The organism is Nocardioides sp. TRM66260-LWL, assembly GCF_020075545.1.
GTDB lineage: Bacteria > Actinomycetota > Actinomycetes > Propionibacteriales > Nocardioidaceae > Nocardioides.
This window is the reverse complement of the sequence record NZ_JAIQZK010000002.1, coordinates 200,236-226,642: the sequence shown is the minus strand read 5'-3', so window position 1 is coordinate 226,642 and position 26,407 is coordinate 200,236. Positions and strand designations below refer to the sequence as shown.

Genomic DNA, 26,407 nt, shown 5'->3' with positions numbered 1-26,407 from the left:
AACGTCTTTGACTGTCAAGAGGGCGCGCGGATACGGTGTGAGCGTGGTCACCAGCGCACCCGTCTCCCCGATCTCCGGCACCCCGGTCGTCCCCGGCCTCGGGCTCGGCCCCGTCGTCGTCGCCCGCACCGAGCTCGACCCGGTCGCCGTCGCCGCGTACGCCGCCCGTCCGGCGCTCGAGGAGGCCGACGCGCTCGCCGCCTTCGACGCCGCCGCGGCCGAGGTGGCCGCGGGCTTCGAGCGCCGCGTCGCCGCTGGGAGCGGCGCCGCCGCCGCGGTGCTGACGGCCAGCGCGGGGCTCGCCCGCGACAAGGGCCTGCGCGGCGCGGTGCGGCGCCACCTGCGCACCGGGGCCGGGCTGCTCGACGCGGTGCACGCCGCCGTGGCCCAGTTCGTCGAGCTCTTCAGCCAGCAGGGCGGGCTGATGGCCGAGCGCGCCACCGATCTGCGCGACATCGAGCGACGCGTCCTCGCCCGGCTGGTCGGGCTACCGGAGCCCGGCGTCCCGGTGCCCGACGTCCCCTCGGTGCTGGTGGCCGAGGACCTCGCCCCCGCTGACACCGCTGGGCTCGACCCGCGCCTGGTCGTCGCGCTGGTCACCGAGCGCGGTGGCCCGACCAGCCACACCGCGATCATCGCCCGGCAGCTCGGTCTGCCCTGCGTGGTCGGCGCCGCGGGCGCCCTGGGCCTGGCCGACGGCGCGATCGTGCTCGTCGACGGGGGTGCCGGGCTGGTCGAGCTCGGTCCCGATCCCGTGGCCGCGGCCGCGCGGGTCGAGGCCGACCGCGCCGAGCGGGCCGCCGTCGCCGGCTGGGCCGGCCCCGGGCGCACCGCCGACGGTCACGCCGTCAGGCTGCTCGCCAACGTCGCCGACGGCGAGTCCGCGGCCCAGGCCGCGACGGGCCCGGTCGAGGGCGTCGGCCTGTTCCGCACCGAGCTGTGCTTCCTCTCCGCCGCCGACGAGCCGAGCGTCGAGGAGCAGGCGGACGTCTACGCCGCCGTGCTCGAGCCGTTCGGCGAGCGGTCGGTCGTCGTCCGCACCCTCGACGCGGGCTCGGACAAGCCGATCGCCTTCGCCACGCACGAGGGGGAGGAGAACCCCGCGCTCGGCGTCCGAGGACTGCGGCTCTCCTTCGACAACCCCGGACTGCTCGGCCGCCAGCTCGACGCGATCGCGGCCGCCGCCCGCCGCACCGGCACGCCGACGTCGGTGATGGCGCCGATGGTCGCCACCGTCGCCGAGGCGGACGCCTTCGCGCGCGAGGTGCGCGCCCGCGGCCTGCGGGCCGGCGTGATGGTCGAGGTGCCCTCGGCGGCGCTGCTCGCGCACCGGATGCTCGAGGTCGTCGACTTCCTCTCCCTCGGCACCAACGACCTCACCCAGTACACGATGGCCGCCGACCGCATGGCCACCGACCTCGCGCACCTCACCGACCCGTGGCAGCCGGCCGTGCTGCAGCTCATCGCCATCACCGCGCACGCGGGCCGCGGCGCCGGCAAGCCGGTCGGCGTGTGCGGCGAGGCCGCGGCCGACCCGCTGCTGGCCTGCGTGCTGGTCGGTCTCGGCGTCACCTCGCTGTCGATGGCGGCCGCGGCCGTGCGTCCCGTCGGCGCGCGCCTCGCGCGGGTCACGCTCGCGCAGTGCGAGGCCGCCGCCGAGGCCGCGCTGGCCGCGGGCGACCCCGCCGCCGCCCGCGACGCCGTGCGGGCGCTGCTCGACTGACGCGGCGCGGCCCTGCGGGTCAGCCGCCCGCGGTCACCTCGACCGGCACGCCGGTGAGCGCGGCGTTGCCGGAGACCGGGTCGACGAGCGAGGGGTCGGTGAGGTCGTTGACGGACACGCCCGGCACCGTGTTGGCGTGGCCCAGGCGCGTGCCGGCCGCGCCGTGGCCGTAGCCGTGCGGCAGCGAGACGACGCCCGGCATGAGCGCGTCGTCGGCGCTGACCTCGGTCTCGACGCTGCCGACCCGGGAGGCGACGCGCACGCGATCGCCGTCGGCGAGGCCGCGCGCGGCGAGGTCGTCGGGGTGCATGAGCAGGTGGTGGCGCGGCCGGCCGCGCGTGAGCCGGTCGGTGTTGTGCAGCCAGGAGTTGCAGTCGCGCTGGTGGCGCCGGCCGATCAGCACCAGCCCGTCGCCCGGCGGCTCGGCCATGGCCGCCGCCAGCCGGGGCAGGTCGGCGACCAGCGCCTCGGGCACCAGGTCGATGCGCTGGTCGGCGGTCTGCAGCCGACCGGGCAGCGTGGGCCGCAGCGGCCCGAGGTCGACGCCCTCGGGGTGCTCGAGCAGCTCCTCGAAGGTGGTGCGTCCGGTGCCCGCCAGCAGCATCGCGACGAGGTCGCGCGGGTCGGCGTCCAGCGCGCCGGCGGCGCTCGCCGGCAGCGGGGCGTCGAGCCGCTCGGCCAGCCGGTGCGCCAGCGCGGCGGCGATCTGCCAGTCGTGGCGCTGGTCGTCGTCCGGCTCGAAGACCGCGGGGGTCCAGCGGGCGGTGTTGCGCACCGCGAAGCCGTGGAAGACCAGGTCGTAGTGGTCGCGCTCGAGCAGCGTCGTGGGCGGCAGGACGACGTCGGCGTGCCGCGTGGTCTCGTTGAGGTAGATGTCGAGGGAGACCATGAAGTCCAGACCCGCGAGCGTCTCGCCCAGCCGGTCGCCCGACGGCGTCGAGAGCACCGGGTTGCCGGCGATCGTCACCATCGCGCGGATGCGGCCCTCGCCCGGCGTCGCGATCTCCTCCGCCATCACGACGGCCGGCAGCTCGCCGCCGACCTCCTCCGCGTCGCGCACGCGGCTGCGCCACCGGCCCTGGGTGCCCGGGCCGAGCACGCGCAGGCCGACGGTGTCGGCGGCGGGCTCGGGGAACATCGCCCCGCCCGGCGCGTCGGCGTGGCCGGAGAGCAGGTTGAGGCAGGCGATCGCCCACTGGCACAGGGTCCCGAAGGCATGCGTCGAGACGCCGATGCGTCCGTAGACGACGCCCGCGGGGGCCTGCGCGAGCTCGTGGGCGAGCCGGCGGATCACCGCGGCGTCGACCCCGCACCAGGGCGCGGCCGCCTCGGGGGTGAAGGGCGCGACGAGCTCGGCGAGCCGCTCCAGCCCGTCGACGTAGGCCGGGGGACGCGCGAGGCCGTCCGCGATCAGCACGTGCAGCATCGCCAGCAGCAGCGCGGCGTCGGTGTTGGGCCGGACGAAGTGGTGCTCGTCGGCGACCCGGGCGGTCTCGGTGCGACGCGGGTCGAGCACGACCATCCGCCCACCGCGCCCGTGCAGCTCGCGCACCCGCTGCGGGAAGTCGGGCACCGTCATCAGCGAGCCGTTGGAGGCCATCGGGTTCGCGCCGACGACGAGGAAGAACGCCGTGCGGTCGAGGTCGGGCACCGGGATCAGCAGCTGGTGGCCGTACAGGTGCCGGGCGACGACCTGGTGCGGCATCTGGTCGACCGTCGACGCGCTGAACCGGTTGCGCGTGCGCAGCGCCCGCACGAGGTGCGGCCCGTGGGTGGAGAAGCCGAGCGAGTGCGCGTTGGGGTTGCCGAGGTAGACGCCCACCGCGTCGTCGCCGTGCTCGCGGAGGGTCGCGGCGAGGCGGTCGGCCACCAGGTCGAGCGCCTCGTCCCACTCGAGCTCCTCCCAGCGCGCGTCGTCGCCCTCGCCGACGCGACGCACCGGCCGACGCAGCCGGTCGGGGTCGGCGTGCACGTCGCCGAGCGCGACGCCCTTCGGGCACACGTGGCCGCGCGAGAGCGGGTCGTCGGGATTGCCCCGCACGCCGACGACGCGCCGGGCGTCGCGGTCGATCGTGAGGACGAGGCCGCAGATGGCCTCGCACAGGTTGCACACGCCCAGCCGGGTCTCGGTCGTCCCGGTGGTTCCCGGAGTCGCTGTCGTCACCCGCGCCAACCTAGACCCTGCCGCCGACGAGTTGGTCGGCGTCCGGCGGGACCGATAGCCTCTCCCGGTTGCCGTCAGAACGGCCGCGGATCGAGAGCGCTGCGGGGAGTCGCCCCGCAGCACCGCGCAACGAGTCGAGAAGGAGCCCGCATGTCGATCGGAACCGACGCGGAGACCAAGAAGCGGATCATCGCCGAGTACGCCACGACCGAGGGCGACACCGGCTCCCCCGAGGTGCAGATCGCGCTGCTCAGCCACCGCATCGCCCACCTCACCGAGCACCTCAAGCAGCACAAGCACGACCACCACAGCCGTCGTGGCCTGCTCCTGCTCGTCGGCCAGCGCCGGCGTCTGCTCAACTACCTGAACAAGACCGACATCGCGCGCTACCGCTCGATCGTCGAGCGTCTGGGTCTGCGTCGCTGACCCCTCCGGCCTGACGTGCGGAGCGGCTGCCCCGCCGGGGCAGCCGCTCCGCTGCTTTCCCGGCCATCGCCACTACGATGGCCGTGCCGGACGACGAGGAGCAGCTCCACGCCGTCCGGCCCACCCGCCGCAGCAGCACCGCGGCGGGCCGACCACAACTGAGATCAGGAGCGATCCGCCCGTTCGGGCTCGGTCCTCGGTAGTGGCCTCCAGTCCGTTCGGACTGTGGGCCTCGATCGAAGACCGGCCACTCGGCGGCCCGCACACCGCAGGCCGTCACGTCCGCCCGCCCGCCACGGCGAGCCGGTGGACGCCCGTCGGACGCCGCGGCCCGCTCCGCGAAGAGCAAGGACCATCCCTTGACCGACTCCCACGAGCCCGTCATCTCCGCCGTCGAGACCGTCCTCGACAACGGAAAGTTCGGCACCCGCACCGTCAAGTTCGAGACCGGCCTGCTGGCCCGTCAGGCGGCCGGCTCCGTCACCGCCTACCTCGACGACGACACGATGCTGCTCTCGGCCACCACGGCCGGCAAGCAGCCCAAGGACCACTTCGACTTCTTCCCGCTGACGATCGACGTCGAGGAGCGCATGTACGCCGCGGGTCGCATCCCCGGCTCGTTCTTCCGCTCCGAGGGTCGCCCCGGCGAGGACGCCATCCTGGCCTGCCGCCTGATCGACCGTCCGCTGCGCCCGACCTTCAAGAAGGGCCTGCGCAACGAGGTCCAGGTCGTCATCACCGTCATGGCGCTCAACCCCGACACCCCCTACGACGTGCTCGCGATCAACGCCGCGTCGATGTCCACCCAGCTCTCCGGCCTGCCGTTCTCCGGTCCGGTCGGCGGCGTGCGCGTCGCGCTGATCGAGGGCCAGTGGGTGGCGTTCCCGACCCACAGCCAGCTCGAGAAGGCCGTCTTCGACATGGTCGTCGCCGGTCGCGTCACCGACACCGGCGACGTCGCGATCATGATGGTCGAGGCCGAGGCCACCGAGGAGACCATCGAGCTCGTCCGCGGCGGCGCCCAGGCGCCGACCGAGGAGGTCGTGGCCGGCGGCCTCGACGCCGCCAAGCCGTTCATCAAGCAGCTCGTCCAGGCCCAGAGCGAGCTCGCGGCGGTCGCCGCGAAGCCCGTCCAGGACTTCCCGATCTTCCTCGACTACGAGGACGACGTGTTCGCCGCCGTCGAGGCCGCCGCGAAGGCCGACCTCGCCTCCGCGATGACCATCGCCGACAAGCAGGACCGCGAGGCCCGCACCGACGAGATCAAGGCCGCGCTGCTCGACTCCCTCGGCGCGCAGTTCGAGGGTCGCGAGAAGGAGATCGGCGCGGCGTTCCGCTCGGTCAACAAGCAGGTCGTCCGCGAGCGCGTGCTGCGCGACAAGGTCCGCATCGACGGCCGCGGCCTGGCCGACATCCGGCCGCTGCACGCCGAGGTCGACGTGATCCCGCGGGTCCACGGCTCGGCGCTGTTCGAGCGCGGCGAGACCCAGATCCTGGGCGTCACCACCCTCGACATGCTCAAGATGGAGCAGCAGCTCGACACGCTGTCGCCCGAGACGCACCGCCGCTACATGCACAAGTACGTGTTCCCGCCGTTCTCCACCGGCGAGACCGGTCGCGTCGGCTCCCCGAAGCGCCGCGAGGTCGGCCACGGCGCGCTCGCGCGTCGCGCCCTCCTGCCGGTGCTGCCCAGCCGCGAGGAGTTCCCCTACGCGATCCGCCAGCTCTCCGAGGCGATGGGCTCCAACGGCTCGACCTCGATGGGCTCGGTCTGCGCCTCGACCCTGTCGCTGCTGCAGGCCGGCGTGCCGCTGAAGGCGCCGGTCGCGGGCATCGCGATGGGCCTCATCTCCGGCGAGATCGACGGCGAGACGCAGTACGTCGCGCTCACCGACATCCTCGGCGCCGAGGACGCCTTCGGCGACATGGACTTCAAGGTCGCCGGCACGCGGGAGTTCGTCACCGCGCTCCAGCTCGACACCAAGCTCGACGGCATCCCCGCCGAGGTGCTCGCCGCGGCCCTCACCCAGGCCCGCGACGCCCGCCTCGCGATCCTCGACGTCATGGGCGAGGCCATCGAGGCCCCGGCCGCGATGGCGCCGACCGCGCCGCGGATCATCACCGTCAAGGTGCCGGTCGACAAGATCGGCGAGGTCATCGGTCCCAAGGGCAAGGTGATCAACCAGATCCAGGACGACACCGGCGCCTCGATCTCGATCGAGGACGACGGCACCGTCTACATCGGCGCCACCAACGGCGAGGCAGCCGAGGCCGCGCGCAGCGCGGTCAACGCCATCGCCAACCCGACGATGCCCGAGGTCGGCGAGCGCTACCTCGGCACCGTCGTGAAGACCACCAACTTCGGTGCCTTCGTGTCCCTGCTCCCGGGCAAGGACGGCCTGCTCCACATCACCAAGCTGCGTGCCCTCAACGACGGCAAGCGTGTGGAGTCGGTCGAGGACGTCGTCTCGGTCGGTCAGAAGATCCAGGTCGAGATCGGCGAGATCGACGACAAGGGCAAGCTCTCGCTCGTCCCGGTCGTCGAGACCGCCGAGGCCCCGGCCGCGTCGGACGGCGACGAGGCCTGAGCCGCGTGCCGCATCAGCACCAGCAGACCCGCCCGGGCCTCCCGGGCGGGTCTGCCGCTTCCAGTCCGACGTCCGCCGCCGGGTCCGCCGCCGTCGACCTGCAGGTCACCACCGACGCCGCCGGCCAGGTGGTCTCGCGGGTGCGGCGCAGCGTCCTGCCCGGCGGCCTGCGGGTCGTCACCGAGCAGATGGCCGGCGTCCGCTCGGCCAGCATCGGCGTGTGGGTCGGCGTCGGCTCGGCCGACGAGGACCCCACCCTGCACGGCTGCTCGCACTTCCTCGAGCACCTGCTGTTCAAGGGCACTGCGGAGCGCTCGGCGCTCGACATCTCGATTGAGCTCGACGCCGTCGGCGGGGAGTTCAACGCCTTCACGGCCAAGGAGTACACCTGCTTCCACGCGCGGGTGCTCGACGACGACCTCCCGCTGGCGGTCGACGTCCTCGGCGACATGATCACCTCGAGCACCCTCGAGCCGGCCGACGTCGAGGCCGAGCGCGAGGTCATCCTCGACGAGATCGCGATGCACGAGGACGACCCCGACGACGTCGTCCACAACCTCTTCGCCGAGCAGGCGTGGGGCAGCACCTCGTCGCTCGGCCGCACGATCGCGGGCACCGAGGATTCCATCGGCGCGCTGACCCGCGATCAGATCCACGCCTTCTACCGCCGCCACTACCGTCCGACGCGGATGGTCGTGGCGGTCGCCGGCAACCTCGAGCACGACGAGGTCGTCGGGCTGGTCGAGCGGGCCTTCGGACGCGGCGGATGGCTGGCGGAGCCCCGGGACGAGGAGGAGCCGCTCGTCCTGCGCGGCTCCGGCGAGCCGCTGCCGGTGCGGCCGGGCACCATGTCGTCCCTGCGTCCGTTCGAGCAGGTCAACGTCGTGCTCGGCATGGAGGGGCTGACCCGGCACGACCCGCGGCGCTTCGCGCTCAGCGTGCTCACCACCGCGCTGGGGGGCGGCACCTCGAGCCGGCTGTTCCAGGAGGTCCGTGAGATCCGCGGGCTGGCCTACTCGGTCTACTCCTTCGCCTCCCACCACGCCGACTCCGGTCTGGTCGGGGTGGCGGTCGGGTGCCTGCCCGCCAAGCTGGACGAGGTGCTCGCCACGGTGCGGGCCGAGCTCGCGGCCGTCGCGACCGGCGGCATCACCGCCGAGGAGCTCGCCCGGGCGCAGGGCCAGCTCAAGGGCAGCCTGGTGCTCGGCCTGGAGGACTCCGGGTCGCGGATGTCGCGGCTCGGCAAGGCCGAGCTCGTCTACGCCGAGCTGCCCACCATCGAGGAGCTCCTGGCGCGCATCGACGCCGTGACGCTCGACGAGGTCTCCGCGCTCGCCGCCGAGGTCCTCGTCCGGCCCGAGGTGCTGGCGGTCGTCGGCCCCTGATGCGGCGCGGGCGGCGGCGTCAGCGGGCCAGCACGACGACGCCGGCGCACGCCGCCGCCCACAGCACGCTCACGAGCGTGCCGATGATGAACCGCTCGGCGGCGCCGGTGCGCACGGCGTCCTCGGCGGCCCGCAGCTCCGGGTAGCGCCCGAGTCCCTTGACCGCGAGCACCACCGCCAGCCCCTCCGGCCATCCGGCCACCAGCGTGGCGAGCACCGCGAGCCGCTCCAGGCCGCCGATCCAGGCACCTCCGCGCAGGACGCGCCCGGCCGCGGCGAGGCGGTCGTCGGGCGGCTCGCGGCGGTCGACGACGTCGAAGACCAGCGTGGTCAGCGGACCGCCGCCGGCCACCGCGCACCCGGCCGCCACCGCGACCAGCAGCGCCAGCACCGCGTGCGGTCGGGCGACCACCTCGGCCGGAGCGCCGGCGAGGACCCCGGCGAGCGCCAGGGCGCCCAGGGCTGCCGGCCCGCCCGCGCGCGGGCGCCACCAGGCCAGGACGGACGCCGCGAGGCACCCCGCGAGCGCGACGAGGGTCAGCGCGGCCCAGTCGCCGGCCGTCATGACGGGGCTCCCTGGGCTCCCGGGTCGGCCGGGTCGGCCGGCGTCAGCACCCGCGCGGCGAGCCAGCCGGCGAGCTCGCGCGCGCGTCGCTCCTCGACGATGCCGGCGGCCTGGGCGCGCTGGCTGACCGCCGACTGGCTGATGCCGAGGCGCTCGCCGATCTCCGCGTAGGTGGAGCCTGCGGCGGCCAGGTCGGCCACCTCCCAGCCGCGCTCGGTGCGTCGGTGCAGCACGGCGGCCCAGAGCCACAGCGTCGTCTCGAGGGACCGCGCCTCGGGCGGCTCGCCGACGACGCGCAGCCGCCACGGGCTCGACTTGGCGGCCGTGACGGCGGCCCGCGCCGCGAGGTAGGCCTCGCCGCGTCCGGCCGGCGCCTCGACGGGCAGGGGCTGCTCGACCTCGCCCAGCCCGATGCCGACGTTCCACTGCGCGGAGCGCAGCAGCCCGCCGAGCAGGTCGACCAGCGCGTCGGGGGAGTCGAGGACGCCCTGCACCTCGTCGCCGGCGGTGCGGGCGAACCGGGCGGCGACCGGCAGCGACGCGATCCGCTCGAGCAGCGCCGGGACGCGGTCGGGCCCGACGCGGCTGCCCCGCTGGTCGAGGGTCAGGACGGCGAGCATGATCCGACCCTACGTAAGGCCTGAACCTGATGCAACCGCGATGAAGGTCTCAGCCTTATCGGTGACCGATGACGCCGACGCAGGCCGGCACCTTCCGCTGCACCACCTGCACGCGGAACCCGCCGGCCGCCAGGGAGGCCGACGTCCGCTCGATCATCTGCGGCACGTCCTCGGCGCGCGTCGCCTCGTAGTAGACGAACACCTTGCCGCCGGGCAGCAGCCGCTCGTGCAGCAGCGCGACCTCGTCGGCGCACTCGCGCACCCAGAACAGGTTGACGTTGAACGCGTAGACCTTCGTCAGCCGCTTCACCGGCACCCGCAGCGTCGCGAGGTCGATCTGGCGCACGGTGAGCCGGCCCGACTCGACGTAGCGCGCGCAGCGCCGCTTGGTGCGGTCGACGCCCGACTCCGAGCGGTCGATCGCGAACAGCTTGCCGGTCTCGAGCCGGCTGCAGATCAGCTCCGCGCCGGCTCCCGGGCCGCAGCCGATCTCGAGCACGTGGTCGTCGGGCTGGACGTCCATGAGGTCGACGGACCAGCGGATCCGCGCCGGGATCGTCTGCAGCACCATGGCCCCAGCCTGCCAGATCCGGTCGGTCGACCGGCGCGCACCATCCCGGGTGGCGGCGAGATCGACCCCACGCGTCCGGGCGCTTGTAGGTTGGGGACCCGTGACCGACGACAGCGCCGTGCAGCCCGCCGCCCCCCGTCCCGACGGCTCGCCGCGCCGCGTGGGCGTGCTCGGGGCCCGCGGCAAGGTCGGGGCGGAGATCTGCCGGGCCGTGCGGGAGGCCGACGACCTCGAGCTCGTCGCGGAGGTCGACGCGGGCGACGACGTGGCGCTGCTGTGGGAGCGCGGCGCCGAGGTCGTCGTCGACTTCACCCACCCCGACGTCGTCATGGACCACCTGCGGCAGTGCGTCGCCCACGGCATCCACGCGGTCGTCGGCACGACGGGCTTCGACGACGAGCGCCTGGCCGCGCTCGAGGCCTGGCTGGAGGAGTCGCCCGAGGCCGGCGTCCTCATCGCGCCCAACTTCTCCATCGGCGCGATCCTGATGATGCGCTTCGCTGCCCAGGCCGCGCCGTTCTACGAGTCGGTCGAGATCGTCGAGCTGCACCACCCGACGAAGGCCGACGCCCCCTCGGGCACGGCCCGCCGCACCGCCGAGCTGATCGCCGCCGCCCGCCGCGAGGCCGGCTCGGCGCCGCAGCCGGACGCCACCAGCACCGCGCTCGACGGAGCCCGGGGCGCCTCGGTCGAGGGCGTCCCGGTGCACGCCCTGCGCATCCGCGGCCTCGTCGCCCACCAGGAGGTCGTGCTGGGCGGGCCGGGGGAGACCCTCACCATCCGCCACGACTCGCTCGACCGCGCGTCCTTCGCCCCCGGCGTCCTGGCGGCCGTGCGGCGCATCCACGAGCACCCCGGCCTCACGGTCGGCCTGGAGCACCTGCTCGACCTCGACTGAGCCGCGGCCGGGCTCACGCCAGGGCGCGCAGCAGCGCGGCGACGCCCGCCGCCGTCGCCACGACCAGCAGGAACGGTGCGCGCAGCCGCAGCAGCAGCACCGCCGCCCCGAGGCCGGCCACCCGGGCGTCGAGCGCCAGTCGGGTGCCGTCGGCGAGCGTCTGGACGGCCACCAGCGCCGCGAGCAGCGCGACGGGCAGCAGCATCGTCATCCGCGCGACGGCGGGTCGCTCGAGCACCCGGGCCGGCATCGCCAGGCCGGCCACCTTCAGTGCGAGGCACCCGACGCCGGCCAGGAGGACGGCGGTCCAGGCCGGCGTCACCGCGGCGTCCCGGGCTGCGGCGGAGCCGGGTCCCAGCGCGGGTGGAGGCCGACGAGCAGGGCCAGGCCGCCGGCCGCCAGCACGGGGACGCCGGCCGGCGTCAGGGGCACCAGCGCCAGCGCGAGCACCGCGGCCACCAGGGCCAGGGCGCGCAGCCCGCCGGTCGTCAGGCGCGGCCACAGCAGCGCCAGGAACGCGGCGCCGACCGCGGCGTCCAGCCCGAGCGTGCGGGGGTCGCCGAGCGCGCTGCCGGCCACCGCGCCCAGCAGGGTGCTGAGGTTCCACAGCACGAACACCGACCCTCCGGTGACGACGAACGCCAGCCGCGCCCGGGCGCGGTCGGGCTGGGCGGTGGCCATCGCCGTCGACTCGTCGATCACGAGGTGCGCGGCCCCCAGCCGGCGCCACCCCCGCCAGCCCAGCAGCGACGCCAGCCTCAGCCCGTAGAGGCTGTTGCGGACGCCGAGCAGCAGCGCCGTCCCCGTCGCCGCCGGCACCGACCCGCCTCCCGCGAGCACGCCCACCAGCGCGAACTGCGAGGCGCCGGTGAACATCAGCAGCGAGAGCACGCAGGCCTGCGCCACGCCGAGCCCCGAGGCCGTGGCGACGGCGCCGAACGACACGCCGTAGGCGCCGGTCGCCAGCCCCACGCCGAGCGAGTCGGCGATCACGCGGCGCCGCCCGGCCGGCGGGGTCGCGGCATCGCTCTCGACGAGGGGCACGGGCGCCATCCTGCCCCCTCCCCGACGGTGGGGGAGCGACGTCCGGCCCGGGGCTAGGGTCGAGGCCATGGAGATCCGCAACCTCGGTGGGAGTGGCCTGAAGATCTCGGCCATCTCCTACGGCAACTGGCTCACCCACGGCTCGCAGGTCGAGGAGGACGCCGCGCTCGCGTGCGTCCGGCAGGCCCTCGACGAGGGCATCACCACCTTCGACACCGCCGACGTCTACGCCAACACCGCCGCCGAGACCGTGCTCGGCAAGGCGCTGCAGGGCGAGCGGCGCGAGGGCCTGGAGATCTTCACCAAGGTCTACTGGCCCACCGGCCCCGGCGCGCACAACGACCACGGGCTCTCCCGCAAGCACATCCACGAGTCGATCGACGCCTCGCTGCGCCGGCTCGGCACCGACCACGTCGACCTCTACCAGGCGCACCGCTACGACGACGAGACGCCGCTGGAGGAGACGATGGAGGCCTTCGCCGACGTCGTCCGGGCCGGCAAGGCGCTCTACATCGGCGTCTCGGAGTGGCGTGCGGAGCAGATCCGCGAGGCGCACGCGCTCGCCCGCGAGCTGCGCATCCCGCTGGTGTCGAACCAGCCGCAGTACAACCTGCTGTGGCGGGTCATCGAGGCCGAGGTCGTGCCCACCTGCGAGGAGCTCGGCATCGGCCAGATCGTCTGGTCGCCGATCGCCCAGGGCGTGCTCACCGGCAAGTACCGGCCCGGCCAGCCGCACCCCGAGGGCTCCCGCGCCACCGACGCCAAGGGCGGCGACCGGATGATCAGCCGCTGGCTCAAGGACGACGTCCTCGAGCGCGTCCAGCGGCTCGCGCCCCTCGCCGACCAGGCCGGGCTGAGCCTGGCCCAGCTGGCCGTGGCCTGGACGCTGCAGAACCCCAACGTCTCCTCGGCGATCATCGGCGCCTCGCGTCCCGAGCAGGTCACCGAGAACGTCAAGGCGGCGGGCGTGCGGCTCGACGCCGACCTGCTCGCGGCGATCGACGAGATCGTGGAGCCGGTCGTCACCCGCGACCCCGACCTCACCACGACGCCGCGCCGCGCCGACCTGATGGGCGGCTGAGCGGGACGATCCCGCACCGGAGCGCCTCGAGCGCCCGCCACGACGACGAGGGCCCGCGACCGAGGTGGTCGCGGGCCCTCGTCGTCGGAGCCGGAGGACGGCTCAGCGGTAGGTCTCGGGGAGGTCCTCGCCGACCTTCACCTGGGCCTTCGGCAGGCGCATGAACCGCATCTGGGTCGCGCGCACGACGGCGTAGTAGGTGAGGCCCTTGAGCGACTGCTCGGGGAAGCGGGCGCGCACCTCCCGGCGCAGGCGGAACCGCAGGACGACCAGGTCGACCACCACGAGCAGGAACACGCCGAGCACGACGGTGTTCGCGAGCGCCGCGACCGACGGCCCCGCCAGGAGCAGCGGCAGGCTGACGATCACCACCGGGAAGATCAGCTCGGCGAGCCGCAGCCGGCTGTCGACGTAGTCGCGCACGAAGCGGCGCACCGGACCCTGGTCGCGGGGAGGCAGGTACTTCTCGTCGCCGGCCTTCATCCGCTCGCGGACGGTGCGGCTGCTCTCGCTGCGCTGCAGCCGCTGGGCCGCCATCTGCTCCTTGCGCGTGCGCGGCACCTTGGCCCGGGCCCGGGCGGCGGCCTCCGCCTCCTTGCGGGTCGGCGTCGGACGTCCCTTGCCGCCGGGCTTGGGCGGGGTGGCGGGCGTCGACGACGCGGAGGTGCTCTTGCTGCGACCGAACAAGGTGGTGGCTCTCGGGCTCGGGGACGGTGGGACCCCAGCCTAGCGAGACGACGCCCGGTCCCGACGCGCGCCGGTGGAGCGGGTCTGGGCAGCCGTTGAGCACGCTGCGTAGGGTGAGGGCCATGAGCCTGTGGAAGCGCATGAGCCTGGTCGTGAGGTCGAAGGCGAGCAAGGCGCTCGATCGCGCCGAGGACCCCCGCGAGACCCTCGACTACAGCTACCAGAAGCAGCTCGAGCTGCTGACCCAGGTGCGTCGCGGCGTGGCCGACGTCGCCACGAGCCGCAAGCGGGTCGAGCTGCAGCGCAGCCAGCTGCAGCAGCAGGCCGCGAAGCTGCAGCAGCAGGCCGAGCAGGCCATCGGGCTGGGTCGCGAGGACCTCGCCCGCGAGGCGCTCACCCGCCGCTCCGGGCTCACCACCCAGATCGCCGACCTCGACGCCCAGATCGCGCAGCTGCAGGCCGAGGAGGAGAAGCTCGTCCGCACCCAGCAGCAGCTGCAGACGAAGGTCGAGTCCTTCCGCACCCGCAAGGAGAAGATCAAGGCCACCTACACGGCCGCCGAGGCCCAGACCAAGGTCACCGAGGCCCTCTCGGGCATCGGCGATGAGCTGGGGGACGTCGGCGCCGCGATCACCCGGGCCGAGGACAAGACCGCCCAGATGCAGGCCCGGGCCGGCGCGATCGACGAGCTGCTCGCCAGCGGCGCGCTCGACGACCTCTCGGCCACCAACAACGGCGACGACATCGCCCGCGAGCTCGCCGCCATGAGCAGCCAGTCCGACGTCGAGGCCGAGCTGGCCCGGCTCAAGGGCCTTCAGGCCGGCGCACCGGCGCCCGACGCGCTGCCGTCCGGGCAGGACGTCGAGGAGCCCGTCCTCGACGCCGAGCCCCGCAAGGACGCCGGCTCCGCCTGAGCCCCGCGGCGACCGCTCTCAGCGGACGCTTGGCCGCGCGCGGCAGGATGACCCCATGGCACGCACCCGCTTCGCCGGAGATCCGGGCCTCACCGCCCGGATGACCCTCGTCATGTTCCTGCTCGGGGGCGCCTTCGTGGCGCTCATCGCGGTCGTCATGGGCATCCTGTCCAGCGCCGGCAGTCCGGGCCTGGCCGTGCTCGCCGGGCTCGTCGGCCTCGGCATCGCGTTCTACCAGTGGTACTCCTCCGACACGGTGGCGATGCGGGCCATGCGCGCGCGCGAGGTCTCGCCACAGCAGGCGCCCGAGCTGCACGCCATGATCGACCGCCTCTGCGCGCTGGCCGACATGCCGAAGCCGCGCGTGGGCGTCGCCGACACCCCGGTGCCCAACGCGTTCGCGACCGGTCGCTCGCCCGAGCGGGCCGTGGTCGTCGTCACGACCGGCATCCTGCAGACGCTCGATGCCGAGGAGCTCGAGGGCGTCCTGGCGCACGAGCTGTCGCACGTGGCGCACCGCGACGTCCTGGTCATGACCGCTGCGGCGTCGGCCGGCATCGTCGCCGGCATGCTCTCGCAGGGCGCGCAGTACGGCGCCTGGTTCGGGGGCGGACGCAACCGCGAGAACAACTCCGGCCTGCCGATCTGGCTGGCCGTCCTCCTGGTCAGCATGGTCACCTACGCGATCAGCTTCCTGCTGCTGCGCCTGCTGAGCCGCTACCGCGAGCTGGCCGCCGACCGTGCCGGCGCGCAACTGACGATGAAGCCGCAGGCCCTCGCCTCGGCGCTGCGCAAGATCAGCGGCGAGATGGACGTCGTCCCGGAGCGCGACCTGCGAGCCAGCCAGCCGATGAACGCCTTCTTCATCGCCCCCGCGATCCGCGGCGCGTCCCTCGACAGCCTCACCTCCACCCACCCGAGCCTGCAGCAGCGGCTCGAGCAGCTCGCGCGCATCGAGGCCGAGCTCGGACGACGGGGCTGACCGCGTGGGCCTGTGGCAGACCCTCACCGGGCGCACCAAGCCGAAGCCGGCCGACCTGTCCGACGTCTTCGCGCTCCCCGGCGCGGGGCTCAGCCTCGAGGCCGGCCTCGACCTGCGCCCCACGGGCGACGCCAGCATCTGCTACCGCCTGGCTGGCGGCCCCGCGGGGCGCGAGGTCGAGCAGGACGTCGTCGCGCTGCTGCGCGCCGACCCCAAGGCGCCCGAGGTGAGCCTGTCGGTCGACGAGTTCGGCTACACCTGGCTGCTCGTCGACGACCGGCCGGAGGACCCCTCCGACCTCACCGACGTGAGCACGGCGCTGCACGCGGTCACCACCGGGCTCGAGGCGGCCGGCTACGGCTCCGGCCTGCTGTGCGCGGTGGTCCCCTTCGTCGACCCCTCCGGCCGTCGGGTCGCCCTGGTCTACCTCTACAAGCAGGCGACCTTCTACCCCTTCGCCCCGCTGGCGGGCGGCCCCGGTGGCCGGAGCCGCGACGAGCTGCTCGAGCTGCAGGTGCGCGACCTGCTCGCCCGCGAGCTGCCCTTCGAGCAGGACCCGTCCCGCTGGCTCGCGGTCTGGGGCGCTCCGGGTCTGTGAGCACGTCGCCGCGGCGAGCCGCGCCGGACCGCCCCCGCGGCGCCCCGCCGGGCGATACCGTCGGGGCGTTCGCAGAGCCCTGTCGGGAGGGAGCCCGGATGACCCTCAGCCCGGACGTCGACCGTCGACGCGCCGTCGTCATCGATCGGTACCGCGTGGTCGTCGACCCGCCGCGCGCCGACCTGCGGGCGCTGGTCGAGGTGGCCGCCCACGTCGCCGACGTGCCGATGGCGACGATCAACCTGATCACCGAGACCCACCAGCACCAGGTCGCGGCGGTCGGCTTCGAGGCCTCGGTGTGCGCGCGCGAGGACTCCATGTGCAACCTGGCGATCGGCGAGTCGCTGCCGGTGATCGTCACCGACGCGAGCCTCGACGAGCGGTTCGCCGCGAACCCGTTCGTCACCGGCGAGATCGGCCGGGTGCGGTTCTACGCGAGCCATCAGCTGCGCACGCCCGAGGGCGTGGTCATCGGCACGCTGTGCGTCTTCGACGTCCGCCCGCGCGAGCTCAGCCGCGACCAGGTCGAGGACCTCGCCCGGCTGGCCGAGCGGGTGGTCGACCTGCTCGAGCTCGAGCTGCGCACCCGCGAGCTCACCCGCACCGTCGACGAGCTCGAGCGCACCCGTACCGAGCTCGAGCGCTCCAACGCCCAGCTCGCGGCCTTCGCGGGGCAGGTCAGTCACGACCTGCGCAACCCGATGACCGGGCTGGACCTCTCGCTGTCGATGATGGCCGAGGAGGTCGAGGCCTCCGACGCGCCGCCCGGCGACCTGCCGTACCTGCTCGACCGCGCGCGGGGCAGCCTGACCCGCATGCAGGGGCTGGTCGACGACCTGCTGTCCTTCGCCCGCGTCGGCGGTCGTCTGGCGTCCGGTCCGGTCGACCTGCGCGAGGTGGTCGACGAGGTGCGTCACGACCTCGCGCCCCTGCTGAGCGACGCCGAGGTCGTGGTCGAGGAGCTGCCTGTGGTGACCGGCGATCCGGTCCTGCTGCGGGCCGCGGTGCAGAACCTCGTCGCGAACGCCGCCTCCTACGTGGCGCCGGGGGAGCGTCCGCGCGTGCGCGTGCGAGCCGACCGTCGGGACGATCGCTGGCGGATCGAGGTCGTCGACCACGGGCTCGGCGTCCCGGAGGACCAGCGCGAGCGGGTCTTCGAGCCGCTCGTCCGGGTGCACAAGCAGATCCCCGGCACCGGCATCGGGCTGGCGACGGTCCGCCGGATCGCCGACGCGCACGGCGGCCGGGTCGGTCTGGACGAGACGCCCGGCGGCGGCACGACCGCCTGGCTCGAGCTGCCGGCCTCGCCGGGCTGAGCCCCACCCGGCTCGAGGGGACAGCCGGGCGCGGCTCGGAGGCCTGAGGGGCGTAGGAGACTCAGCGTCCGGGCAGCGCCAGCATCCGCTCGAGGGCGACCAGGGCCCAGCGCTCGGTCTCGGGGTCGACCTCGATCCGGTTGACGACCTCCCCGGCCACCAGCGACTCCAGCGCCCACACCAGGTGGGGCAGGTCGATCCGGTTCATCGTCGAGCAGAAGCACACGGTGCGGTCGAGGAAGCTGATCGACTTGTCCGGGTGGGCGTCGGCGAGGCGCTTGACGAGGTTGAGCTCGGTGCCGATCGCCCAGGCCGAGCCGGCCGGCGCCGCCTCGATCGTGCGGATGATGAACTCCGTGGAGCCGACCAGGTCGGCCTTGGTGACGACCTCGTGGCGGCACTCGGGGTGCACCAGGATCTGCACGTCGGGGATCGTCGCGCGCAGCTCGTCGACCACCTCGGGGGAGAAGCGGCCGTGCACGGAGCAGTGGCCCTTCCAGAGGATCATCTTGGCGTCGCGCAGCTGCTCGGCGGTCAGACCGCCGTTCGGCCGGTGCGGGTTCCACACGACGCAGTCCTCGAGCGAGAGCCCCAGCTTCAGCACCGCGGTGTTGCGGCCCAGGTGCTGGTCGGGGAGGAAGAGGACCTTGCCGCCGGCCTCGAGGTGCGCCTTCTGCTCGAAGGCCCACTCGAGCGCGACCTCGGCGTTGCTGGAGGTGCACACGACGCCGCCGTGGCGGCCGCAGAACGCCTTGATGTCGGCGCTGGAGTTCATGTACGTGACGGGGACGACCTCGTCGGCCACGCCGGCGTCGACCAGCGCGTCCCAGGCGTCCTCGACCTGGGCCAGGCGGGCCATGTCGGCCATCGAGCAGCCCGCGGCGAGGTCGGGCAGGACGACCTGCTGGTGCGGGCCGGTGAGGATGTCGGCCGACTCGGCCATGAAGTGGACGCCGCAGAAGACGATGTACTCCGCGTCGGGCCGCGCCGCGGCGTCGCGGGCGAGCTTGAAGGAGTCGCCGGTGACGTCGGCGAACCGGATGACCTCGTCGCGCTGGTAGTGGTGGCCGAGCACGAAGACCCGCTCGCCCAGGGCGGCCTTGGCCGCCTCGGCCCGGGCGACGAGGGTGGGGTCGGAGGCGGGCGGCAGGTCGCCGGGGCACTCGACGCCGCGCTCGGACTGGAGGTCGACGCCGCGGCCGAGGGGCAGCAGCGGGAGATCGACGGTCATGCGCGGATCGTATTCCTCACCGGGTGACGCCCCGGCATCGGCGCACGGGACCGATCGCCCGGCCGGGGCCTCCTACGCTGCGTCCATGCGGATCCTCGTCGCCCCGGACAAGTTCGCCGGCACGCTCACCGCGGTCGAGGCGGCCGAGGCGATCGCCGCCGGGTGGCGACGTCACGCGCCGGCCGACGAGCTCGATCTCGCGCCGATGTCCGACGGCGGCCCGGGGTTCGCCGACGTCCTCCACCAGGCGCGCGGAGGAGAGCTGCTGGCCGTCACGGTCGCCGGCCCCCACGGTCGCCCGGTGCCGGCGACGGTGCTGCGCGTCGGCGAGGACGCCTTCATCGAGAGCGCCCAGGCCTGCGGCCTGCACCTCACCGGCGGCACGGGCGCCCTCAGCGCGTCGACCCGCGGCGTCGGCGAGCTGGTCGCCGCCGCCGTCGCCTCCGGCGCCCGCCGGGTCGTCGTCGGCCTCGGCGGCTCCGGCACCAACGACGGCGGTGCCGGTCTGCTGGCCGCCCTGGGCGCCACCGCCGACGTCCCGCTCGACGCCGGACCGGAGGCGCTCGGCGGCGTCTCCGCCGTGGAGCTGGCCGCGGCCCGCGCCGCGACGGATGGCGTCGAGCTGATCGCGGCCAGCGACGTCGACATCCCGCTCACCGGCCTCTTCGGGGCCACGAAGACCTTCGGCTCGCAGAAGGGACTCGACGAGGAGGAGCTCCTCGTCGTCGACGGCCTGCTCGAGCAGTGGGCGGCGGCCACCGACCGACGCGTCGCCCTCGAGAAGGGCGCCGGCGCGGCCGGCGGTCTCGGGCACGCCCTGCTGCTCCTGGGAGCGCGCCGGGAGCCGGGGATCGCCTGGGTCGCCGAGGCCGTGGGACTGGCCGAGCGCGCCCGCGCGGCCGACCTCGTGATCACCGGGGAGGGCGCCTTCGACTTCTCGAGCCGGGCCGGCAAGGTGCCGGCCGGCGTCGCGCAGGTGGCCGAGCGGGCGATCCGGCCGTGCGTGGTGCTCGCCGGCCGCGTCCTCGTCGGCTCGCGCGAGATGCGGGCGCTGGGCATGGAGTCGGCGCACGCGACCGTCGACCTGGTCGGGGAGGAGCGGTCGCTGGGCGATCCGGCCGGGTCGCTGGCCGCCCTGGCCGAGCGGGTCGCGCGCGGCTGGTCGCGGTGAGCCAGGTCGCGTCGCGTCCGCTCCGCTCGGGGAATAGGCGCGCCTGACCTAGCATTGAGTCGGACGTACCGCCATCTCACCTTGGGAGCACCGCATGACCGAGCAGGTCGAGACCACCACCGAGCGTCGCAGCGACAGCATCAACCTCAGCCCCGTCGCCGCCGCCAAGGTGAAGAGCCTGCTGGAGCAGGAGGGTCGTGACGACCTCCAGCTGCGGATCTCCGTGCAGCCCGGTGGCTGCTCGGGTCTGCGCTACCAGCTGTTCTTCGACGAGCGCACGCTCGACGGCGACGTCGTCACCGACTTCGACGGCGTGGCCGTCGTCGTCGACCGGATGAGCGTCCCCTACCTCAACGGCGCCATGATCGACTTCGTCGACAGCATCGAGAAGCAGGGCTTCACGATCGACAACCCGAACGCCACGGGCTCCTGCGCCTGCGGCGACTCGTTCCACTGATCCACACCCCGGCGCCCCCGGCGCCGGACGAAGGGCCCCGGCGCACTGCGCCGGGGCCCTTCGTCGTCGGACGGGGTGGGACGGGTCAGTCGAGGTGCAGCTCGAGGGCGTCGGCGAGACGCCGGGCGGCGTCGCTGATGGCGATCTGGGGCTTGCGGACCTCGCGCGGGAAGTCGGCGTAGAGCAGCGACGGCGCGGCGGTCGCGGCCGCGGGCAGGGAGCGGGCGACCGCCTCGCAGTCGGCCCGCAGGTCGACGGGGGCGAGCAGGTCGTCGTAGGCCAGGCGGGTGGATCCGGTCTCGGCATCGGTCATGTCGGCCACGCTAGGAGCTACCGGGAGGTAGGCCCAGGGGTACCGATCGGTAGTGTTGGCCGACGTGTCCTCCCATGCCTCCGGGCCCCTCCTGATCGCCGGCTCGATCGCCACCGACCACCTGATGACCTTCGCCGGTCGCTTCGAGGACTCCCTCGTGGTCGAGCAGCTGAGCAAGCTGTCGGTGTCCTTCCTCGTCGACGACCTCGAGATCCGCCGCGGCGGCGTCGCGCCCAACATCTCCTTCGGGCTGGCCGCCCTCGGGCTCAGCCCCGTGCTGGTCGGCGCGGCGGGCCAGGACTTCGCGGACTACCGCTCCTGGCTGGAGCGGCACGGCGTGGTCTGCGACCACGTGCGCATCTCGGAGTCGCGGCACACCGCGCGGTTCGTCTGCACCACCGACTCGACGATGGCGCAGTTCGCCTCGTTCTACCCCGGTGCGATGTCGGAGGCCCGGCTCATCGAGCTGGCGCCGATCGTCGCCCGTGTGGGCGAGCCGGCCTACGTCCTGATCGGGGCGGACGATCCCGACGGCATGCTGCGGCACACCGAGGAGTGCCGTCAGCGCGGCTACCGGTTCATCGCCGACCCGAGCCAGCAGCTGGCGTTCGGCGAGGGCGAGCTGATCCGCGCGCTGGTCGACGGCGCCGCCCTGCTGTTCACCAACGAGTACGAGTCGCACCTGGTCGAGCAGAAGACCGGCTGGGACGCCGCCGAGATCCTCGGCCGGGTCGAGGTGCAGGTCACGACGCTCGGCGCCGAGGGCGTGCGCATCCGGCGGCGCGAGCACGACGACCTCGTCGTGCCGGCCGCCGCCGGCGTCACGGCCGTCGAGCCGACGGGCGTCGGCGACGCCTTCCGGGCGGGCTTCCTCGCGGCCACCACCTGGGGCCTCGGCCTCGAGCGGGCCGCGCAGGTCGGCTGCGTGCTGGCGGCCTACGTCGTGGAGACGGTCGGCACCCAGGAGTACGCGTTCACGGCCGCGTCGTTCCTCGGGCGGCTGGGCGACTCCTACGGCGCCGCGGCGGCCGCGGAGGTCGAGCCGCACCTGCGCCCGGCCTGAGGCGGCCGCGTCAGGCCCGCCGGCGCACCCAGTAGCGGGGCACGCCGTCCGCGGCGACGTCCTCGCCCAGGTACTCCTGGCCGCGCATGCGGCACCAGGCCGGCACGTCGTGCCGGGCCGCGACGTCGTCCGCGACGACCGCCAGGACGCCGCCCGGGGGCACCTCCGCATGGCGCCTGCCCAGGTGGACGATCGGCAGCGGACACGCCTGGCCGCGGCAGTCGAGCTCGAGATCGGCGTCGACGGGCAGGCTCACGGACGCAGCCCCTCGACCACCTCGGGCAGCACGGCGCAGAACGCCTCGACCTGCTCGGCGGTCGTCTCGCGGGTCAGCGAGACGCGCACGTTGCCGTGCGTCAGCGCGCCCATCGCGGCCAGCACGTGGCTCGGCTCGAGGGTCGAGGCGGTGCACGCCGAGCCGCTGGCGACGCCGAACCCGCGGCGGTCGAGCTCGGCGACCAGCGCCTCGCCCTGCACGTAGAGGCAGGAGAAGGTGACGAGGTGGGGGAGCCGGTCGTCGGGGTCGCCGACGACGTCGACGTCGGGGATCGCCGCCGCGGCGGCCCGGATGCGATCGACCAGCGCGTGCTGGCGGCGCGCCGTCTGCTCGCGCTCGGCGACCACGGCCCGGAGCGCGGCCGCGGCGGCGAGGGCGGCGGGGACGTCCTCGAACCCGACGGCCCGCGGATCGCTGCGGTCGTCCACCGGGAACGGCGCGCGCCACCGGGCGCCGCGCCGCACCAGTAGCAGGCCGACCCCGGCCGGGCCGCCCCACTGGTGCGCCGATGCCGCGGCGACCGCCCAGCCCTCCGGGAGCGGGACGCGTCCCGCGGCCGCGCAGGCGTCGACGAAGACGGGCACCGGATCGGCGCGCTCGCCGAGCCGGGTCGTGACCTCGGCGACCGGCTGACGCGTGCCGACCTCGTGGTTGGCCGCCTGCAGGGCCACCACCGCGGTGGACTCCTCGACCGCCGCGAGCACGGCGTCGGGGGAGACCCGTCCATGGGCGTCGACGCCGACCTGCGGGTGCTCGCCGCCGACCCATTCGAGCGCGTGGAGGACCGCGGAGTGCTCGACGGCGGAGTGGACCACCGCCCCGCCCACCCGTGCCCGACCACGCCGCAGGCCCAGGAGCCCGCGATGGACCGCCTCGGTGCCGGAGCCGGTGAACGTGACCTCCTCGCGGCGCAGGCCCAGCGCCTCGGCGCAGACCTCGCGGGCGTTCTCGAGGAGCAGCCCCGCGGTCCGGGCCGGACCGTGCAGTCGGCGCGGGTCGGCGTAGCCGCGCTCGAGCGCCGCGAGCAGCACCTCGCGGGCCGCCGGGTGCAGCGGCTCGGACGACGCGGCGTCGAGGTAGACGTACGGACGAGCAGCCGAGACGCCCGACGCGGGGGAGTCCGGAGCGGGTTCCTGCGTGGCTGACCGCACACCGGAACGCTAGCGCCCCGACGCCCTCCCCCTGCAGGTGGTCCGGTACTGTGGAAACACCTAAGTACGCCTGAGAGGAAGGCTCAACCGTTGAGTCTGCAGCTCCCCCGGCGCACGGCTCGGCTGACGCGCGCCTCGCGCACGCTCGCCCTGACCGTGACGCTCGCCGGACTGATGTTGATGGCAGGCTGCTCGTCCGAGACCTCGGCCGAGTGGAAGCGCTTCGCCATGCCGGACCCCGTCACGAAGCAGGGTGAGTCGACGCTCGCCCTGTGGCGCGGCGCGTGGATCGCGGCCCTGATCACCGGCGTGGTCGTCTGGGGTCTGATCGCGTGGGTGGTGGTGCGCTACCGGCGCCGCCACGACGACGAGGTCCCGGTGCAGACGCGCTACAACCTGCCGCTCGAGATCTTCTACACGATCGCGCCGGTCATGATGGTGATCGTGTTCTTCGCGCACACCGTGCGCGTGCAGAACATCGTCCTCGACGACAGCGTGCAGCCCGACCAGACGATCCAGGTCGTCGGTCAGCAGTGGAGCTGGACCTTCAACTACCCGCTGCCGGACGACATCAAGGCCGAGGCCGGCGGGCAGGGCTTCGCCTACGAGTCGGGCACCGCCTCGTACATCCCGACGCTGGTCCTGCCGAACGACGAGACCACGCGCTTCCAGCTGACGTCCCCCGACGTCATCCACGACTTCGGCGTCCCGGGCTTCCTCATCAAGATGGACGTCATCCCGGGCCGCAAGAACTCCTTCCAGGTCACCCCGCAGCGCACCGGCGAGTTCGCCGGCAAGTGCTACGAGCTCTGCGGCGTGTACCACTCGCGGATGCTCTTCAACGTGAAGGTCGTCTCGCCCGCCGAATACGACGCGTACCTCCGTGATCGCGTCAAGCAGGGCTACGTGTCCGACCAGCCTCTGCTGGGCGGCTCCGACGCCACCACCCAGGCCGGCCTCAAGAGCGAGGGAGAAGCGCAGTGACCGCCGTCGCCAGTCCGCCGCCCACCACGGTGATCCCCGAGCGCAAGCCGCTCGGCACCCAGCTGGTGCGGATCATGACCACCACCGATCACAAGCTGATCGGGAAGATGTACCTGGTGACCTCGTTCGCCTGGTTCCTGATCGCCGGCGTCATGGCGCTGCTGATCCGCTCCGAGCTCGCCTACCCGGGCCAGCAGATCGTCAACGACGAGCTGTACAACCAGCTCTTCACGATGCACGGCACGATCATGCTGCTGCTCTTCGCGACGCCCTTGTTCTTCGGCTTCGCGAACGTGATCATGCCGCTGCAGATCGGCTCCCCGGACGTCGCGTTCCCGCGTCTGAACATGTTCAGCTACTGGCTGTTCCTGTTCGGTGGCCTGATCGCCGCGTCCGGCTTCCTGACCCCTCAGGGCGCGGCCGACTTCGGCTGGTTCGCCTACACCCCGCTGTCGGACGCCGTCCGCAGCCCGGGCGTCGGCGGAGACCTGTGGATCATGGGCCTGTGGATGGCCGGTCTGGGCTCGATCCTCGGTGCGGTCAACTTCATCACCACGATCATCTGCATGCGCGCGCCGGGCATGACCATGTTCCGCATGTCGCTGTTCACCTGGAACACCCTGATCACCAGCCTGCTGGTGCTCATCGCGTTCCCGGTGCTCGCCGGCGCGCTGCTCTCGCTCGAGGCCGACCGCATCCTGGGCGCCCACGTCTTCGACGCCGCGCACGGCGGCCCGATCCTGTGGCAGCACCTGTTCTGGTTCTTCGGCCACCCCGAGGTCTACATCATCGCGCTGCCGTTCTTCGGCATCGTCACCGAGATCCTGCCAGTCTTCAGCCGCAAGCCGATCTTCGGCTACATCGGCCTGGTCGGCGCGACCCTCGGCATCGCGATCCTCTCGGTCGCCGTGTGGGCGCACCACATGTTCGTCACCGGCGCCGTCGACCTGCCGTTCTTCTCCGGCATGACGTTCCTGATCGCGGTCCCGACCGGCGTGAAGTTCTTCAACTGGATCGGCACGATGTGGGGCGGATCGCTCAGCTTCGACACCCCGATGCTGTGGTCGATCGGCTTCCTGACGACCTTCCTCTTCGGTGGCCTCACCGGCATCATCCTCGCGAGCCCGCCGCTGGACTTCCACGTGTCCGACTCGTACTTCGTCGTGGCGCACTTCCACTACGTCGTCTTCGGCACCGTCGTGTTCGCGATGTTCGCGGGCTTCTACTTCTGGTGGCCCAAGATGACCGGACGGATGCTCGACGAGCGGCTCGGCAAGCTGCACTTCTGGATCCTGTTCGTGGGCTTCCACACCACGTTCCTCGTGCAGCACTGGCTCGGCGTCGAGGGCATGCCCCGCCGCTACGCCGACTACCTGCCGTCCGACGGGTTCACGTTCCTGAACCAGATCTCGACCGTGGGCGCATTCCTGCTGTCGCTGTCGATGCTGCCGTTCTTCTACAACGTGTACGTCTCGCGTCGGAACCCGCTGGTCAACACCGACGACCCGTGGGGCTGGGGCCGCTCGCTGGAGTGGGCGACCTCCTGCCCGCCGCCGCGGCACAACTTCCACACGATCCCGCGGATCCGCTCGGAGTCGCCGGCCTTCGACCTCCACCACCCGGAGATCGCGGTCCTCGACCTCGAGGAGAATGGCAACGGCGCCGGCACCGACGCCCCCGACATGGAGGGCCGCCGGGAGCACCTGGAGGACCTGCTCGACGACGACACGACCGGAGGTGAGCAGCGGTGAAGGCCGAGGCCTGGATCTTCGGGGTCTGCACCGTCTTCCTGGTGCTCGTGACCCCCGCGTACTGGCTGGTCACGGACGCCTCCGAGAAGGGCGGCGACTGGACGGGCACCTCCGCCCTCACCATGACCACGCTCCTGACCGCGATGGTGACGCTCTACCTCGGCTTCACCGCCCGGCGCCTGGACCCTCGTCCCGAGGACCGCAAGGACGCCGAGATCGCCGACGGCGCCGGTGAGCTGGGCTTCTTCCCGCCCTACTCGTGGTGGCCGCTCTGGGCGGCCCTGACGCTCGGTCTGATCGTCTTCTCGGTCGCGATGCAGGCCTGGTGGCTGGCCATCATCGGCGGCGCCGTCGGCGCCATCGCCGTGTGCGGCCTGGTCTTCGAGTACTACCGGGGCGAGCACGCCCACTGAGGCGTGATGCCCTCAGCGATTCCGCACGTCCGTC

Annotated in this window: 27 protein-coding genes; 16 read left to right on the top strand and 11 right to left on the bottom strand. The window is 73.6% G+C overall.

Annotation, left to right across the window (positions count from 1 at the left end; translation table 11 throughout):
- Positions 1 to 43: 43 nt before the first annotated feature.
- Positions 44 to 1,723: a phosphoenolpyruvate--protein phosphotransferase gene (gene ptsP, locus K8Z61_RS07590; protein WP_224128099.1), complete on the top strand. Its 1,680-nt coding sequence runs from the start codon at positions 44 to 46 to the stop codon at positions 1,721 to 1,723.
- 19 nt (positions 1,724 to 1,742) lie between these two features.
- Here the strand turns inward: ptsP and K8Z61_RS07585 are convergent, their stop codons facing one another.
- Entirely contained in the window at positions 1,743 to 3,887 is a 2,145-nt protein-coding gene (locus K8Z61_RS07585) for a molybdopterin-dependent oxidoreductase (RefSeq protein ID WP_224128097.1), read from the bottom strand.
- A 150-nt stretch (positions 3,888 to 4,037) separates the two neighbouring features.
- Here K8Z61_RS07585 and rpsO point away from each other — a divergent pair, with 150 nt between their 5' ends.
- From rpsO to K8Z61_RS07570, 3 genes are all read left to right on the top strand, one after another.
- Complete coding sequence (gene rpsO / locus K8Z61_RS07580; protein WP_224128095.1) at positions 4,038 to 4,313, top strand: 30S ribosomal protein S15; 276 nt, start codon at positions 4,038 to 4,040, stop codon at positions 4,311 to 4,313.
- Positions 4,314 to 4,672: 359 nt separating this feature from the next.
- Positions 4,673 to 6,901: a polyribonucleotide nucleotidyltransferase gene (locus tag K8Z61_RS07575; protein WP_224128093.1), complete on the top strand. Its 2,229-nt coding sequence runs from the start codon at positions 4,673 to 4,675 to the stop codon at positions 6,899 to 6,901.
- Positions 6,902 to 6,906: 5 nt separating this feature from the next.
- Positions 6,907 to 8,286: a pitrilysin family protein gene (locus K8Z61_RS07570; protein WP_308116755.1), complete on the top strand. Its 1,380-nt coding sequence runs from the start codon at positions 6,907 to 6,909 to the stop codon at positions 8,284 to 8,286.
- 19 nt (positions 8,287 to 8,305) lie between these two features.
- Here K8Z61_RS07570 and K8Z61_RS07565 read toward each other — a convergent pair whose 3' ends face one another.
- The 3 genes from K8Z61_RS07565 to K8Z61_RS07555 are packed head-to-tail and all read right to left on the bottom strand — an operon-like array spanning position 8,306 to position 10,042.
- Positions 8,306 to 8,851 (bottom strand): hypothetical protein, encoded by a 546-nt coding sequence (locus K8Z61_RS07565; RefSeq protein WP_224128091.1) that lies wholly within the window; start codon positions 8,849 to 8,851, stop codon positions 8,306 to 8,308.
- Positions 8,848 to 9,471: a sigma factor-like helix-turn-helix DNA-binding protein gene (locus K8Z61_RS07560; protein WP_224128089.1), complete on the bottom strand. Its 624-nt coding sequence runs from the start codon at positions 9,469 to 9,471 to the stop codon at positions 8,848 to 8,850. The genes K8Z61_RS07565 and K8Z61_RS07560 overlap by 4 nt, the downstream gene beginning before the upstream one ends.
- A gap of 55 nt (positions 9,472 to 9,526) precedes the next feature.
- Positions 9,527 to 10,042 (bottom strand): trans-aconitate 2-methyltransferase, encoded by a 516-nt coding sequence (locus K8Z61_RS07555; protein WP_224128087.1) that lies wholly within the window; start codon positions 10,040 to 10,042, stop codon positions 9,527 to 9,529.
- 100 nt (positions 10,043 to 10,142) lie between these two features.
- On the opposite strand from K8Z61_RS07555, the gene dapB reads away from it, so the two are divergent.
- Positions 10,143 to 10,940 carry a 4-hydroxy-tetrahydrodipicolinate reductase gene (gene dapB / locus K8Z61_RS07550; protein WP_224128085.1) on the top strand — a complete coding sequence of 266 codons (798 nt, stop codon included), beginning with the start codon at positions 10,143 to 10,145 and terminating at the stop codon, positions 10,938 to 10,940.
- A gap of 13 nt (positions 10,941 to 10,953) precedes the next feature.
- On the opposite strand, the gene K8Z61_RS07545 is transcribed toward dapB, so the two are convergent.
- Both K8Z61_RS07545 and K8Z61_RS07540 read right to left on the bottom strand, forming a co-directional pair.
- Positions 10,954 to 11,262, bottom strand: a complete 309-nt coding sequence (locus tag K8Z61_RS07545; protein WP_224128083.1) for an AzlD domain-containing protein — start codon at positions 11,260 to 11,262, stop codon at positions 10,954 to 10,956.
- On the bottom strand, positions 11,259 to 11,984 hold the full coding sequence (locus tag K8Z61_RS07540; RefSeq protein ID WP_224128081.1) for an AzlC family ABC transporter permease: 726 nt from the start codon (positions 11,982 to 11,984) through the stop codon (positions 11,259 to 11,261). Before K8Z61_RS07540 ends, K8Z61_RS07545 begins: the two co-directional genes overlap by 4 nt.
- 67 nt (positions 11,985 to 12,051) lie before the next feature.
- Between K8Z61_RS07540 and K8Z61_RS07535 the strand changes: the two genes are divergently transcribed.
- A complete protein-coding gene (locus K8Z61_RS07535) occupies positions 12,052 to 13,065 on the top strand; it encodes an aldo/keto reductase family protein (protein ID WP_224128079.1) in 1,014 nt (337 codons plus the stop codon).
- A gap of 102 nt (positions 13,066 to 13,167) precedes the next feature.
- Here K8Z61_RS07535 and K8Z61_RS07530 read toward each other — a convergent pair whose 3' ends face one another.
- On the bottom strand, positions 13,168 to 13,752 hold the full coding sequence (locus K8Z61_RS07530) for a DUF3043 domain-containing protein (protein ID WP_224128077.1): 585 nt from the start codon (positions 13,750 to 13,752) through the stop codon (positions 13,168 to 13,170).
- Positions 13,753 to 13,874: 122 nt separating this feature from the next.
- On the opposite strand from K8Z61_RS07530, the gene K8Z61_RS07525 reads away from it, so the two are divergent.
- The 4 genes from K8Z61_RS07525 to K8Z61_RS07510 all read left to right on the top strand — a co-directional run bounded on the left by K8Z61_RS07525 (position 13,875) and on the right by K8Z61_RS07510 (position 17,562).
- On the top strand, positions 13,875 to 14,666 hold the full coding sequence (locus K8Z61_RS07525) for a PspA/IM30 family protein (RefSeq protein WP_224128075.1): 792 nt from the start codon (positions 13,875 to 13,877) through the stop codon (positions 14,664 to 14,666).
- A gap of 55 nt (positions 14,667 to 14,721) precedes the next feature.
- Positions 14,722 to 15,648, top strand: coding sequence for a zinc metalloprotease HtpX (htpX, locus tag K8Z61_RS07520; RefSeq protein ID WP_224128073.1), 927 nt, complete (start codon positions 14,722 to 14,724; stop codon positions 15,646 to 15,648).
- A 4-nt stretch (positions 15,649 to 15,652) separates the two neighbouring features.
- Positions 15,653 to 16,246, top strand: coding sequence for a PspA-associated protein PspAB (pspAB, locus tag K8Z61_RS07515; RefSeq protein ID WP_224128071.1), 594 nt, complete (start codon positions 15,653 to 15,655; stop codon positions 16,244 to 16,246).
- A 98-nt stretch (positions 16,247 to 16,344) separates the two neighbouring features.
- Positions 16,345 to 17,562: an ATP-binding protein gene (locus K8Z61_RS07510; protein WP_224128069.1), complete on the top strand. Its 1,218-nt coding sequence runs from the start codon at positions 16,345 to 16,347 to the stop codon at positions 17,560 to 17,562.
- Positions 17,563 to 17,623: 61 nt separating this feature from the next.
- Here K8Z61_RS07510 and nadA read toward each other — a convergent pair whose 3' ends face one another.
- A complete protein-coding gene (gene nadA / locus K8Z61_RS07505) occupies positions 17,624 to 18,793 on the bottom strand; it encodes a quinolinate synthase NadA (RefSeq protein ID WP_224128067.1) in 1,170 nt (389 codons plus the stop codon).
- Between the two features lie 85 nt (positions 18,794 to 18,878).
- Between nadA and K8Z61_RS07500 the strand changes: the two genes are divergently transcribed.
- Positions 18,879 to 19,964 (top strand): glycerate kinase, encoded by a 1,086-nt coding sequence (locus K8Z61_RS07500; RefSeq protein WP_224128064.1) that lies wholly within the window; start codon positions 18,879 to 18,881, stop codon positions 19,962 to 19,964.
- Positions 19,965 to 20,058: 94 nt separating this feature from the next.
- A complete protein-coding gene (gene erpA / locus K8Z61_RS07495) occupies positions 20,059 to 20,421 on the top strand; it encodes an iron-sulfur cluster insertion protein ErpA (protein WP_224128062.1) in 363 nt (120 codons plus the stop codon).
- A gap of 85 nt (positions 20,422 to 20,506) precedes the next feature.
- On the opposite strand, the gene K8Z61_RS07490 is transcribed toward erpA, so the two are convergent.
- Positions 20,507 to 20,734, bottom strand: coding sequence for a hypothetical protein (locus tag K8Z61_RS07490; RefSeq protein ID WP_224128060.1), 228 nt, complete (start codon positions 20,732 to 20,734; stop codon positions 20,507 to 20,509).
- A gap of 124 nt (positions 20,735 to 20,858) precedes the next feature.
- Here K8Z61_RS07490 and K8Z61_RS07485 point away from each other — a divergent pair, with 124 nt between their 5' ends.
- Positions 20,859 to 21,797: a carbohydrate kinase family protein gene (locus K8Z61_RS07485; protein ID WP_224128760.1), complete on the top strand. Its 939-nt coding sequence runs from the start codon at positions 20,859 to 20,861 to the stop codon at positions 21,795 to 21,797.
- A gap of 10 nt (positions 21,798 to 21,807) precedes the next feature.
- Here the strand turns inward: K8Z61_RS07485 and K8Z61_RS07480 are convergent, their stop codons facing one another.
- Positions 21,808 to 22,053 carry a sulfurtransferase TusA family protein gene (locus K8Z61_RS07480; RefSeq protein WP_224128058.1) on the bottom strand — a complete coding sequence of 82 codons (246 nt, stop codon included), beginning with the start codon at positions 22,051 to 22,053 and terminating at the stop codon, positions 21,808 to 21,810.
- Entirely contained in the window at positions 22,050 to 23,225 is a 1,176-nt protein-coding gene (locus K8Z61_RS07475) for an aminotransferase class V-fold PLP-dependent enzyme (RefSeq protein ID WP_224128056.1), read from the bottom strand. The genes K8Z61_RS07480 and K8Z61_RS07475 overlap by 4 nt, the downstream gene beginning before the upstream one ends.
- A 90-nt stretch (positions 23,226 to 23,315) precedes the next feature.
- Between K8Z61_RS07475 and coxB the strand changes: the two genes are divergently transcribed.
- From coxB to K8Z61_RS07460, 3 genes are all read left to right on the top strand, one after another.
- The gene (coxB, locus tag K8Z61_RS07470; RefSeq protein ID WP_224128054.1) at positions 23,316 to 24,209 is read left to right on the top strand and encodes a cytochrome c oxidase subunit II; all 894 of its coding nucleotides are present in this window, start codon (positions 23,316 to 23,318) and stop codon (positions 24,207 to 24,209) included.
- 74 nt (positions 24,210 to 24,283) lie between these two features.
- Positions 24,284 to 25,960, top strand: coding sequence for a cytochrome c oxidase subunit I (ctaD, locus tag K8Z61_RS07465; RefSeq protein WP_224128758.1), 1,677 nt, complete (start codon positions 24,284 to 24,286; stop codon positions 25,958 to 25,960).
- Positions 25,957 to 26,373, top strand: a complete 417-nt coding sequence (locus tag K8Z61_RS07460; protein WP_224128052.1) for a cytochrome c oxidase subunit 4 — start codon at positions 25,957 to 25,959, stop codon at positions 26,371 to 26,373. Before ctaD ends, K8Z61_RS07460 begins: the two co-directional genes overlap by 4 nt.
- Positions 26,374 to 26,407: the final 34 nt, after the last annotated feature.